At 52.8% G+C, this 13221-nt stretch carries 13 protein-coding genes; 11 read left to right on the forward strand and 2 right to left on the reverse strand.

All coding sequences use genetic code 11. The features are described 5' to 3' along the window. Positions 1–118: 118 nt before the first annotated feature. The 9 genes from LA360_RS02965 to LA360_RS03005 all read left to right on the forward strand — a co-directional run bounded on the left by LA360_RS02965 (position 119) and on the right by LA360_RS03005 (position 9182). The gene (locus LA360_RS02965) at positions 119–448 is read left to right on the forward strand and encodes an anti-sigma factor family protein (protein ID WP_089774506.1); all 330 of its coding nucleotides are present in this window, start codon (positions 119–121) and stop codon (positions 446–448) included. A gap of 25 nt (positions 449–473) precedes the next feature. After that, on the forward strand, positions 474–3281 hold the full coding sequence (polA, locus tag LA360_RS02970) for a DNA polymerase I (protein ID WP_022201951.1): 2808 nt from the start codon (positions 474–476) through the stop codon (positions 3279–3281). A gap of 61 nt (positions 3282–3342) precedes the next feature. Next, entirely contained in the window at positions 3343–3984 is a 642-nt protein-coding gene (coaE, locus tag LA360_RS02975) for a dephospho-CoA kinase (RefSeq protein ID WP_022201952.1), read from the forward strand. A gap of 18 nt (positions 3985–4002) precedes the next feature. After that, positions 4003–4800 (forward strand): MBL fold metallo-hydrolase, encoded by a 798-nt coding sequence (locus LA360_RS02980; RefSeq protein WP_002583284.1) that lies wholly within the window; start codon positions 4003–4005, stop codon positions 4798–4800. Positions 4801–4858: 58 nt separating this feature from the next. Then, complete coding sequence (locus tag LA360_RS02985; protein WP_002583283.1) at positions 4859–5131, forward strand: ACT domain-containing protein; 273 nt, start codon at positions 4859–4861, stop codon at positions 5129–5131. Positions 5132–5189: 58 nt separating this feature from the next. Then, on the forward strand, positions 5190–6560 hold the full coding sequence (locus LA360_RS02990) for a PFL family protein (RefSeq protein ID WP_022201953.1): 1371 nt from the start codon (positions 5190–5192) through the stop codon (positions 6558–6560). A gap of 40 nt (positions 6561–6600) precedes the next feature. Next, the gene (locus tag LA360_RS02995) at positions 6601–7242 is read left to right on the forward strand and encodes a histidine phosphatase family protein (RefSeq protein WP_022201954.1); all 642 of its coding nucleotides are present in this window, start codon (positions 6601–6603) and stop codon (positions 7240–7242) included. A gap of 20 nt (positions 7243–7262) precedes the next feature. Further along, on the forward strand, positions 7263–7952 hold the full coding sequence (locus LA360_RS03000) for an HAD family hydrolase (RefSeq protein ID WP_057571210.1): 690 nt from the start codon (positions 7263–7265) through the stop codon (positions 7950–7952). A 9-nt stretch (positions 7953–7961) separates the two neighbouring features. Continuing rightward, complete coding sequence (locus LA360_RS03005; protein ID WP_057571189.1) at positions 7962–9182, forward strand: class I SAM-dependent methyltransferase; 1221 nt, start codon at positions 7962–7964, stop codon at positions 9180–9182. Positions 9183–9240: 58 nt separating this feature from the next. Here the strand turns inward: LA360_RS03005 and LA360_RS03010 are convergent, their stop codons facing one another. Beyond that, the gene (locus LA360_RS03010; RefSeq protein ID WP_057571209.1) at positions 9241–10560 is read right to left on the reverse strand and encodes a tRNA(Met) cytidine acetate ligase; all 1320 of its coding nucleotides are present in this window, start codon (positions 10558–10560) and stop codon (positions 9241–9243) included. A gap of 278 nt (positions 10561–10838) precedes the next feature. On the opposite strand from LA360_RS03010, the gene LA360_RS03015 reads away from it, so the two are divergent. Further along, positions 10839–12386 carry a S1C family serine protease gene (locus LA360_RS03015; protein WP_057571188.1) on the forward strand — a complete coding sequence of 516 codons (1548 nt, stop codon included), beginning with the start codon at positions 10839–10841 and terminating at the stop codon, positions 12384–12386. A gap of 139 nt (positions 12387–12525) precedes the next feature. Beyond that, positions 12526–12858, forward strand: coding sequence for a cyclic-di-AMP receptor (locus LA360_RS03020; protein WP_022201959.1), 333 nt, complete (start codon positions 12526–12528; stop codon positions 12856–12858). Here LA360_RS03020 and LA360_RS03025 read toward each other — a convergent pair whose 3' ends face one another. Further along, entirely contained in the window at positions 12859–13092 is a 234-nt protein-coding gene (locus LA360_RS03025; RefSeq protein WP_225537280.1) for a hypothetical protein, read from the reverse strand. It abuts the gene before it with no gap. Positions 13093–13221 lie beyond the last annotated feature (129 nt).

Here is a 13221-nt window from a genome sequence, read left to right on the forward strand (position 1 = left end):
TACAGGAATCCGCCCTTAACCAGGTGATGGGCGTCCCAATCTTTCATTGAAAAGTAAGCTGATTTATTGTATGATGTAAGAAGAATTTGATTAAAATGATAGACAGGAGGTGCTGGCAGTGACCTGCAGGGAAGCGGAGCGTCTGGTGATGCCGTATATTAATGGCAGCATTACGGACGGGGAACTGAAAGAATTCTTAAAACACATTGAGACCTGCGAGGAATGCCGGGAAGAGCTGGAGATTTACTTCACAGTGGACGTGGGTATCCGCCAGCTGGACCAGGGAACAGGCACCTATAACATCAAGGGGGCTCTGGAGACAGCCCTGGAGCTGTCCCGGCAGAGGGTGCACACCCTGGGAATCCTGGAGACAGCCCGCTATGCGGTGAACACACTGTGCTTCTGGGCCGTGCTGGTCGTGCTGGCGCTTCAGTTCAGGATGTGGTGACAGAGACAGAAAGGAACTTATATTAATGGATAAATTGGTTTTGATTGATGGACACAGTATTATGAACCGGGCATTTTACGGGGTGCCGGACCTTACGAATTCGGAGGGTCTGCATACCAACGCAGTGTACGGTTTTTTAAATATCATGCTGAAGATATTGGAGGAGGAAAAGGCGGACCACGCAGCCGTTGCCTTTGACCTAAAGGAGCCTACCTTCCGGCATGAGATGTATGACGCCTATAAGGGGACGAGAAAGCCCATGCCCCAGGAGCTTCATGAGCAGATTCCTGTGATGAAGGATGTGCTGAAGGCCATGGGAATTCCCATCATGACCCTGGAGGGATTTGAGGCGGACGATATACTGGGAACCGTGGCAAAGCGGTGTCAGGCCCAGGGTATCCAGGTATCCGTGGTATCAGGGGACAGGGATCTTCTGCAGCTGGCTGATGAACACATTAAGATACGGATCCCCAGAACCAGCAGGGGCGTGACTGAGATTAAGGACTATTTCCCGGAGGATGTGCTGCGGGAGTATCAGGTGACGCCTGAGGAATTCATTGATGTGAAGGCCCTTATGGGGGATGCCTCTGACAATATACCGGGCGTGCCTTCCATCGGGGAGAAAACAGCAACCAGTATCATCGCCCAGTACAAGTCCATAGAGAACGCCTATGCCCATCTGGAGGAGCTTAAGCCTCCCAGGGCCAGAAAGGCTCTGGAGGAGCATTACGGCATGGCTCAGATGAGCAAGAAGCTGGCAGCCATCTGTACGGACTGTCCTGTGGAATTTAATTACGGGGACGCCCGGATTGGGGATCTGTATACTCCGGAGGCTTACCAGTATATGAAGCGTCTGGAATTCAAGTCCATCCTGGCCCGGTTTGACAAAACCGCTGCCCAGGAAGCCGCTGCACCTGATATAAAATCCCATTTCACCCTTGTGAAGGATGTAAGGACAGCGGATAAGATATTTGGCAGGGCAGCAGGCGCAGAACTGGCAGGTTTCCAGCTCATACTGGGCAGCGACGGGGCTTTAAAGGAGAGCGTGGAGCAGCTGTCCTTCAGCTTTGACGAGAACGGAGAAGTGAAAGCGGGAAAAAAGGCCAGAGCCGGGCTGAATCCCGTGACAGGCCTGGCCTTATGCCTGGGCGAGAAGGATATATACTGTCTGGCGGCAGGGGAACAGATTACCGGTGAATATCTTCTGGAGCGGCTCAGGGCGCTGTGCAGGAAAAACAGGAGCCAGGGTAACCAGGACCAGAATAATCAGGGCCAGGATAACCAGGACCAGGATAATCATGGCGTTAAGGAGTTCTGGGCGCTGGATTTAAAATCCATGCTTGCGTACCTGGAACTTAAGGACACGGATCCTGTATATGACGCGGGAGTGGCCGGATATCTTCTGAACCCCCTTAAGGATACCTATGCCTACGATGATCTGGCCAGGGACTATCTGGGACTTACCGTGCCCTCCAGGGCGGACCTGCTGGCAAAGGAGGACCTGGGAGATGCCCTGTGGAGGGGTGAGAAGAATGCCGTTGACTGTGTATGCTACATGGGGTACACTGCGTGGAAGGCCGCTGTACCCCTGGCAGGACAGTTAAAGGATACCGGAATGTACAGCCTGTATACAGATATAGAGATGCCCCTGATTTACAGCCTTTTCCATATGGAGCAGGAGGGCGTGAAGGTGGAACGGGCTGAGCTTAAAGAATATGGGGACAGGCTTAAGGTGGGAATCGCCAAGCTGGAACAGGAAATCTACCAGGAGACAGGCCACGAGTTCAATATCAATTCCCCCAAGCAGCTGGGAGAGATTCTCTTTGAGCAGATGGAGCTTCCGGGAGGAAAAAAGACAAAGACAGGTTATTCCACGGCAGCGGATGTGCTGGAAAAGCTGGCGCCTGATTATCCGGTGGTCCAGAAAATTCTGGATTACCGCCAGCTGACAAAGCTGAATTCCACTTATGCGGAAGGCCTGGCAGCCTATATCGGTGAGGACGGAAGGATTCACGGCAAATTCAACCAGACTATCACGGCTACGGGACGCATCAGCAGCACGGAGCCGAACCTTCAGAATATCCCGGTCCGCATGGCCCTGGGCAGGGAAATCCGCAAAGTGTTTGTTCCCAAGGAAGGCTGTGTGTTCGTGGACGCGGACTATTCCCAGATTGAGCTGCGTATCCTGGCCCACATGTCAGGGGATGAGCGGCTGATCGAGGCATACCGTTCCGCCCAGGACATCCATGCCATCACCGCATCCCAGGTATTCCATGTACCCCTTGATGAAGTGACTCCTCTACAGCGCCGCAACGCAAAGGCAGTGAACTTCGGAATTGTATACGGCATCAGCGCCTTTGGGCTCAGCGAGGGACTCAGCATCTCCCGCAAGGAGGCGGTGGAGTACATCGATAAATATTTTGAGACCTATCCGGGGGTTAAGATATTCCTGGACGGACTGGTCAAGCAGGGCAAGGAGCAGGGCTACGTGACGACCCTGTACGGCAGGAGACGGCCCATTCCTGAGCTTAAGTCCGCCAACTTTATGCAGCGCCAGTTCGGAGAGCGGGTGGCCATGAATTCACCGATTCAGGGAACCGCGGCGGACGTTATGAAGATAGCCATGATTGCAGTGGACAGGGAGCTGAAAAAGCGAAACTTGAAATCCAGAATCGTCCTTCAGATTCACGATGAGCTCCTGATTGAGACGGCACAGGATGAAATCCGGACAGTTAAGGACATTCTGACCGATAAGATGAAGCATGCGGCGGATTTAAGGGTCTCACTGGAAGTGGAAGCGGAAGTGGGAAAATCCTGGTTTGATGCCAAGTAGGAAATACGGGAAGAAACAAAGACACGGAAAATAACGGTATCTGAAGGGGCAGTGACAGGATATGGAAAATATAGGAAGTACATCCCCCGCGGGCAGTAAGTTTATATTGGGAATCACAGGCGGCGTGGGATCCGGAAAAAGCCGGGTGCTGGAGATACTGAAGGAGGAATATGGCTTCCGTGTCATCCAGGCGGACCAGGTGGCAAAGGAGCTGATGCGGCCCGGGCGGGAGAGCTACCAAGCCGTGGTGGACTGCCTGGGGCCGTCCATACTGAATGAGGACGGAACCATCAACCGTCCCGCCATGGCCCAGGTAATCTTTGGCTGCCCTGATAAACGCCTCCAGGTGGACCGCCTGACCCATCCACTGGTATGGAATACCGCCTTTGGGGAGGCGCTTGCCTGCCCCGAACCTCTGGTGGTCATAGAGGCAGCCATTCCCTCAAAAGAATTCCGTGACAACTGCGGGGAAATGTGGTATGTTTATACATCAAGGGAGAACCGCATGGAGCGTCTCAGAGAGAGCCGCGGTTACACAAGGGAGAAAACGGAAAGCATCATGGACAGCCAGGCGCCAGAGGCAGGGTTCAGGGAATTTTCCGATGCGGTCATCGACAACAACGGCTCTGTGGAGGACACCAGAAAACAGATCCGAAGGCTCCTGGAGAACAAATGGAGTACAAAATTAGAATGCAATAAATAAGACAAAGGACTGTAAAACATGAGAATGGTAAGTATTGCCAGCGGAAGCAGCGGCAACTGTATTTACATAGGTTCTGACAGCACCCACCTGCTGGTGGATGCGGGAATCAGCAACAAGCGGATTCAGCAGGGATTAAATGAGATAGGACTTACGGGAAACGATGTTAACGGGATTCTCATTACCCATGAGCATTCGGATCACATCAAGGGACTGGGAGTGCTGTCACGCAAGTACGAGATACCCATTTACGGGACCCAGGAAACCCTGGATGAGATTGCGGCCGCAGGCAGCCTGGGCAAATTTGACAGGGGCCTTCTGACTCCGGTATGCCCGGATTTGGATTTCACGGTAGGTGATCTGACCGTGAAGCCCTTTAAGATTGACCACGATGCCGCGAATCCGGTGGCATACCGCGTACAAAACGGGGAGAAGTCCGTGGCCGTGGCCACGGATATGGGACATTTTGACCAGTATATCATAGACCATCTTCAGGGGCTGGATGCCCTGCTTCTGGAATCCAACCACGATGTCAGGATGCTGGAGACAGGCCCTTATCCCTATTACCTGAAGCGGAGGATTTTAGGGGACCACGGCCATTTGTCCAATGAAAATGCGGGCAGGCTTTTGAACTGCGTTCTCCACGACAGACTGAAAAAGGTTCTTTTGGGACATCTCAGCAAGGAAAACAATTACGAGGAGCTGGCCTACGAGACCGTGCGTCTGGAGATTGACGAGGGAGACTGCCCTTACGGAGCCTCTGATTTTTCCATTTCCGTGGCCAGCAGAGACTTCATGAGTGAAATTATATATCTGTAAAACGTATGGATATCCGTTCACCGGATTTCAATAAAACAAAAGCGTGAGGAGAATAAAGATGAATAAGGCAATCATTACAGTTGTAGGGAAAGACAGGGTAGGAATCATTGCAGGCGTATGTACATACCTGGCTGAGAACCAGATTAATATACTGGATATTACCCAGACCATTGTAAAGGGATTTTTCAACATGATGATGGTTGTGGACGTGGAGAACATAACCAAGTCCTTTGGCGAAGTAGCCCGGGAGCTGGAACAGGTCGGAGAGGAAATCGGCGTCAGCGTGAAGATTCAGCGGGAAGAAATCTTCCTGAAGATGCACCGTATCTAATGGCATACCCAGAGGATAGGGCGGGCCTGTAATATCAGAAGAAAGGGACGAAAGAACTATGATTAACGTAAATATGTACGAGGTAAATGAGACCTACAACATGATTGAACACGAAAAGCTGGATGTGCGTACCATTACCCTGGGTATAAGCCTTCTGGACTGTGTGGACAGCAATCTTGAGGCGCTCAATGAAAAGATTTATAAGAAAATCACTACCCTGGCAAAGAACCTGGTTTCCACGGGCCAGGATATCGAGGCTGATTTCGGTATCCCCATTGTAAATAAGCGTATCTCCGTCACTCCCATTGCGCTGGTGGGCGGTTCCGCCTGCAGGCGTCCTGAGGATTTCGTCACCATAGCCAAGACTCTGGACATGGCTGCAAAGGAAGTGGGCGTAAACTTTATCGGCGGCTATTCCGCTCTTGTGAGCAAGGGCATGACCAGGGCTGACAAGAATCTGATTCTCTCCATTCCCCAGGCACTGTCTCAGACTGAGCGCGTGTGCAGTTCCGTCAATGTAGGCTCCACCAAAACCGGCATTGACATGGACGCGGTGGAACTTATGGGCAGAATCGTGACTGAGACAGCCGAAGCCACCAGGGACCATGATTCCCTTGGCTGTGCCAAGCTGGTGATATTCTGTAATGCTCCTGACGACAACCCGTTCATGGCAGGCGCCTTCCACGGCGTGACTGAGTCCGAAGCCATCATCAATGTAGGCGTAAGCGGTCCGGGCGTTGTGAAAGTTGCCCTGGCAAAGGTGAGGGATGCCAACTTTGAGGTGCTCTGTGAAACCATCAAGAAGACCGCGTTTAAGATTACCCGCGTGGGCCAGCTGGTGGCGCAGGAAGCATCCAGGCGCATGGGCATTCCCTTTGGAATCATTGATTTGTCCCTGGCTCCCACGCCTTCGGTGGGAGACAGTGTTGCTGAGATACTGGAAGAGATTGGACTGGAGCGCGTGGGCGCGCCCGGAACAACGGCAGCTCTTGCCATGCTCAATGACCAGGTTAAGAAGGGCGGCGTCATGGCTTCCTCCTATGTGGGCGGTTTAAGCGGCGCATTCATCCCGGTCAGCGAGGACCAGGGAATGATTGACGCGGTCAGCATGGGAGCCCTCACCATCGAGAAGCTGGAGGCCATGACCTGTGTTTGTTCCGTTGGTCTGGATATGATCGCCATCCCGGGCGACACGCCCTCCAGCACCATTGCAGGCATCATTGCGGACGAGGCAGCCATCGGAATGGTGAACCAGAAAACGACTGCCGTACGTCTGATTCCCGTGGTGGGAAAGAAGGTAGGGGAGACTGCTGAGTTCGGCGGGCTGCTGGGTTATGCGCCTGTTATGCCTGTAAACACATTCTCCTGCAGACGGTTTGTAACCAGGGGCGGAAGAATTCCGGCGCCAATCCACAGCTTTAAAAATTAATACTGTCCGGGGTGAAAGAAACCGGACGGAGGGCAGACAGATGAAACTATTTTTGATACGCCACGGCAGGCAGTGCAGCAAGCTGTGCAACGTGGATGTGGATTTAAGTGAAGAAGGATACAGGCAGGCGTCTCTCTTAGGAGAGCGCCTGTTTCATGAAAATATACAGGTGGTGTATTCCAGCAATCTGCTGCGGGCCGTGGAAACGGCTCAGGCAGCCAATCTCTACTGGAATGTGGAGCATATCATACGGCCGGAGCTGAGGGAGATATCCTTTGGCCATATGGAAGGCATGGATGACCGGGATATTGCGGTGAAGTACAGGGACTTCAAGGCGCAGCAGGCCCTTATGGAGGAGGACCTGCCTTATCCGGGCGGGGAATGTGCCGGGGATGTGGTCCGGCGTGCACGGCCTGTGTTCAGGGAAATGACAGAAAGCGGCTATGAGCGCGTTGCTGTGGTGACCCACGGAGGCGTCATCCGTTCCATGACAGCCCATTATCTGGGAATTCCCATGAATAAATGGAGAATTCTCGGAAAGAGCCTGGAAAACTGCAGCATCACGGAGCTTAACTGGGATGGAGCATCCGGACGTTTTACACTGGAGCGCTTCAACGATTATGCCCATCTGGAGCCCTATCCGGATTTGCTGCGAAAGGGATGGGTCAGTGCTGAAAATTAGGGATGTATCAGGACTTCTGTATGGTTTCAGGGGCAATGCCTGTGAATATGAATGGGAAAGGGATGGTTGTGGGTATGAATAAAGGGATATTGTTTGACGTGGACGGTACGCTCTGGGATTCGGCCGCCCAGGTGGCTGAATCCTGGAATGAGGTGCTGGCCCGTTATCCGCATTTGGGAGTCAGGATTACGGCTCAGGATATGTATGACAATATGGGAAAGACCATGATGGATATTGGTAAGACATTGTTTCCGGGGCTGGCCCAGGAGGAGTGCAGGAAGGTAATGGAGGAATGCATGACCTATGAGAACCATTACCTGCTGACCCATCCCGGAGTCCTGTATCCGGAGGCAGGGGAAATCATGGCGCGCCTCAGCCGCCAGTATGGACTGTACATTGTCAGTAACTGCCAGAGCGGATATATTGAGGTGCTGTTAAAGAGCTGCAGCCTCCGGGAATATGTCCGGGATATTGAGTGCTACGGCAACACCGGCCTTCCAAAGGGAGATAACATCCGTATGGTGGTCCGGAGAAACCATCTGGAACGGTGTTTTTATGTGGGCGATACCCATATGGATGAGGAAGCGGCCGGTGTGGCCGGGATTCCCTTTGTACACGCATCATATGGCTTTGGCAGGGCAGAGAGGCCGGTTGGCACCATCGAGTCATTAAGCCAGCTCCCCGCCCTTGCAAAGAGACTTCTGGATTAGGAGCAGGACATGAATCAGGAAGAATGTAAAGAAATCAAACAGGCGCTGGAGCTGTTCTTAAATGAGTCTCTGGAGCGGGTTCTTATGAGCAACCCCGCAGACAGCGGCAAAATCTCCAGGTCCAGAATCCGTCCACTGCTCATGAAGGGCAGGCTGGTATTCCAGGCGGAGGAACAGGCGGGAAAGCAGGCATTTCACCGCAATCTGGACAAAGATGAGGCGGCAGACTATGTCACAGGGCTGCTGGAGGGTTCCTTCCGCCAGGCGGAGATTACATCCGGACTTGGAAAGGCCCTTATACTGGTAAGCAAAAAGGGCAAGGTGACAGTGAAGGTGAAGCGGTATCCCGAGTCTGTCAGGATACAGCCGGCCGGTGAACCAGGCTCTCCCGGCCCCCTGTCCCATAACCGGAAGAAGCATTATATCCTGGAAGAGGGAATCCCGGTTCCCTTTCTGGTGGATTTGGGCGTCATGACAAAAGAGGGCAGGGTGGTGAACAGCCGCTATGACAAATACAGGCAGATAAACCGTTTCCTGGAGTTCATTGAGGATATCCTTCCCAACCTGGACCAGGGCCGGGAGTCCGCCATTATTGATTTCGGATGCGGCAAATCCTACCTCACCTTTGCCATGTATTATTATCTGAAGGAACTGAAGGGGTATCCGGTGCGGATCATCGGCCTGGACCTTAAGGAGGATGTCATAGAACACTGCAGCCGTCTCGGACGGCAGTATGGATATGATGGACTTTCCTTCTGCCACGGGGACATTGCCTCCTTTGAGGGCGTGGAGAAGGTGGACATGGTGGTCACCCTCCACGCCTGCGACCTGGCCACGGATTACGCCCTGGAGAAGGCGGTGAACTGGGGAGCCAGAGTCATTTTGTCGGTTCCCTGCTGCCAGCATGAGCTCAACGGACAGATGGAAAACAGCCTTCTCAGGCCGGTACTGCAATACGGCCTGATCAAAGAGCGCATGGCGGCCCTTTACACAGATGCCATCAGAGCCCAGGTCCTGGAATACAGAGGATACCGGACCCAGATTCTGGAATTTATTGATATGGAGCATACGCCGAAGAATATATTGATTCGGGCTGTGCGTCAGGGCAGGAAACGGGACAACGGCCTCCAAATACGTGAGCTGGCGGAGTTCCTGCATGTAAAGCCCACGGTGGTAGAACTGCTGGCCCCGGAGCTTTGGGAGCCCCGTGAAAAGACAACTGATATATGAAAATAAAATGACAGGTCCGCGGCCATGCGTTGCATCCGCGGGCCTGTCATTTTGCCTTTTATTCTAATATACAGATGGGCTGGTTATATTCATTCCTAACCGGCTTCCCCAGTTTTTTTGAAAGCAGGACCTGGCGGATATGGGAGGCGTAGATGTCCTGAGAGAACATATCCAGGGCTGTTCCTGTGAGAATGCGGGGGGCGTCGGCTGTCTTGGTAATCAGGGGAATAGCGGTTTTTTGCTTTACCAGAGCCAGCAGTTCCCGGGATTCCTTCCTGAATCCCAGGATTCTGGCGTAGGGGGCCCGGCCGGCCTCTTTGTATGACTGCACCCTGGCGGCGGTCAGGCCCAGCACCATGTGAAGAAGGGCGCGGCTGATCCGGGTATAGGTGTACTGGCGTGTCTTAAGCTGTTCTATCCGGCCTTCCCAGCTGACCTGTTGGAGAAGGCAGCTGTCCAGCCGGCGCGCCATCTCCGCCGACATATCTCCGTATTGTGTATAATCCGTTCCCTCCCGCCTCAGTGACAGGAGACGGAAGTTCAGTATCTCAGACAGATCATTGGCCTCCAGGGAGGGTTCCTGGCCGTACAGGGGCCAGATTGCCGGTGGGATGTGTGTCCTGGACTCAGGTGTCAGTTTTGTATATGGAGGCAGATCCGTATCTGCGTACAGTTCCCATGTTTTAAGCGTCCGCCGGATGGCTGAGGCGGAAGCCTGTCCGCCCTCCAGGCCTTCATCGTGGTAGCCCTGCCCCCGGCGGCGGATAGTCAGCGGAATAAGCGGACTGTCCTGGCGCAGAATGGCCTTGCAGTACTCGATACCCAGAAGATTGTTGGGGGAGCCCAGAAGCTTGTCCATTTCTTCTTTTTTTAATGGAAAATCCTTATCCCTGTCCGCCATCACAAGCAGAGCCTGATTGCGGGCAAGGGGCCAGCTTAGACCGCTTCGCAGTCCAAGGTTCAGCAGAGAGGAGAAGTCCCCGCCTTCCTGTGCCAGGATACCGGCAGCCTTCTGAATCCTGCTGATATCCCCGGCCTCACTGCCAAAGCACAGTACCTCCACTGCTCCCAGTCCTGTGAGCAGGGCCACGCCGCAGGCAGCAAAATCCTCCGCACTGCTGACCGCAAAGGCGGAGGGAAGCTCCACCACCAGATCCGCGCCGCAGGAAAGGGCCATTCTGGCGCGCAGATATTTGCTGTAGACCGCAGGCTCTCCTCTCTGCACAAAATCACCGCTCATGGCAGCGACGCACCAGCTTGCGCCGGTCCGTTTTTTTGCTTCTTCTATTTGAAATTTATGTCCTCCGTGAAACGGGTTATACTCGGCAATGATGCCGATTACCTTTGCCGGCTGTTCCAACTTTTCTGGCTGTTCCAACTTTTCTGACTGTCCCAAGTTCCTTTACTCCTGTCCTGATTCTTTCCCGGTTTATTTTATCATGTCCATTATATCTTCAAACATCCATTCCGTCCAGACGGCATTTGTTAATCTTCAGTTTATAAATCTATAATAATTAGAACACAGATTCTCCACAATCGTTTCACAATTCCACCATAAATGACGGCTATATTACTAATTATAAAAAGCAAGAGCAATTAAGAAACAGCCCATACAGTTTAATAAAAATAGAGAAACGTATGAAAGGAGACTTTGCTATGTACGAGAATGAAAATAAGAATATGAATGGTTTGGGAAATGAAAATATGGAACACAGGGATGTACCCGAGACAGCCGTAAACTGGACTATCCCGGGTGACGGGAGGAGCCGGCAGAGACAGAATACGCAGAGCCAGAATACAGAGGGACAGTACTCACAGGGACAGGGAAGCCAGGGGCCCCGCGAACAGCATGCCCAGGGACCAGACACCGGATTCAGCCCATATGGCGGCCGGGCCAACAGCCAGGACTGCTATGGCGGGAATTCCTATCAGGGATACCAGGGCGGCGGCGATAAGCACCGGAATCATTCCAACAAAGAACGCTTTGCAAAAAGGGTGGCGGGAATCACGGCAGCAGCGGTCCTATTCGGAACCGTATCAGGCGGAGTCATGACAGGTGTGAATTACCTGGGAAACAGGCTAACGGGTGCGTATGGAACCGCAGGCACATCGGCTGAGACACAGGCACAGAACCAGATAGGGCAGGCAGCCCCGGTCAATGCACAGGCATCCGGAAACCAGGGCGCCACGGCAGTATCCGCTGTCACCGACGTGTCGGGCATCGTGGAAAACGCCATGCCGTCCATTGTAGCCATCAATGACACCATGACCGTGGAGCAGCGTGATTTCTTCGGAATGCCGCAGACCTACACGGCGCAGAGCAGCGGTTCCGGCATCATCGTGAACCAGACCGACACGGAACTTCTCATTGCCACCAATAACCATGTGGTGGACGGGGCTTCCGATTTAAAGGTTACATTTGTTGACAACAAGGATGTGAGCGCCGCTGTGAAGGGAACGGATTCAGCATCTGACCTGGCAATCATCGCCGTGCAGTTAAAGGATATCCCCTCCGACACCATGAGCAAGATTAAGGTGGCTGCCCTGGGTAATTCAGATGATATCAAGGTGGGACAGCAGGTCATCGCCATAGGAAACGCCCTTGGATACGGCCAGTCCGTCACCGTGGGATATGTAAGCGCCCTGGATCGTGAGATCACAGATGAAAAGGGAATTAACAGGACCTTCATCCAGACAGACGCGGCCATCAACCCGGGCAACAGCGGCGGCGCGCTCATTGATTTAAGCGGAAAGGTCATCGGCATCAATGCCGCCAAGACGGCTTCCACGGAAGTGGAGGGAATGGGCTTTGCCATTCCGATTTCCAAGGCCCAGGACATCTTAAACAGCCTGATGACTAAGAAAACGCGAGTGGCTGTATCCGAGGACGCTCAGGGTTATCTGGGAATTCAGGGAACCAACATTGACGCTGCCACCTCACAGATGTACGGTATGCCGGTAGGAATCTATGTCTATAAAATCGTGGAGGGCCAAGCAGCCTCAACCTCTGATTTAAAGGAAAAGGATATCATCACCAAGTTTGACGGACAGTCCGTCACCAGCATGGAAGATCTGAAGCAGATGCTCACCTACTATGAGGGCGGAGCAGCCGTTACCCTTACGGTGCAGTCCCTGGTGGACGGGGCATATGTGGAGCACGATGTGCAGGTGACCCTGGGAACCAGGCCCGCAGCCCAGAGCTGATGAAACTCTAATGGATATTCCTGTTTTATGGTTTCGATTGTTCATAAAGCGAATTAATAACATTAGCTAAAAAACTACAGATCTTAACTGGAAAATGTGCTATACTAACGTATATAAACTCGCCAAGGAGGTACAGCTTATGAAATTAGTGTATGCAATTGTGAGAAATGATAATGAAGATGATGTTGTAAGCCAGCTGACCCAGCATCATTACAGTGTTACAAGACTTTCCACCACAGGGGGTTTCCTGAAAAAAGGAAATACAACATTGATGATTGGTGCGGAAGATGATAAGGTACAGGAAGTGATTGATGTGATTAAGCAGGAGTGCGGCCAGCATCAGAGGCTGACTGTCAACATGCCTTATATATCAGGCACCACCATGGTAAATTATGCAACTATGCCCATGACAGTTGATGTGGGCGGCGCCACTATTTTTGTGATTAACGTGGACCGTTACGAGAAAATTTAATCACCAGATACCTGAATCCGCAGGCCGGAAGATACGGCCCTGCGGATTTTTGGTGCGCCCGGCGGGCGCACGTTCTAACGGGTGAAAGTCCCTGACCCGCCCGGCAGTGGGAAGGGTGCAGCCAATGGCAAGGGCGTCATCGTGAGGTGGGGTCTGAAGGAAGCCGGAGGCAAACCACTGGCCTGTAAAAGTTGTCCGGATAGGCTGTGAAGCGTGGATGAGGTTGCCTAACAAACTAAAGTCCAATAACTGCACGGAACGCCAGCAGTAAACGGGGCAGGTATAAGTGGGAAAGAACGTGTGAGTACCCGGGGAGGTCTCACGGACGTGAAAGTGGCGATAAAACATTCGCTGTCACGGAGT

Origin of the sequence: Enterocloster clostridioformis (assembly GCF_020297485.1) — a bacterium.
Lineage (GTDB): Bacteria > Bacillota > Clostridia > Lachnospirales > Lachnospiraceae > Enterocloster > Enterocloster clostridioformis.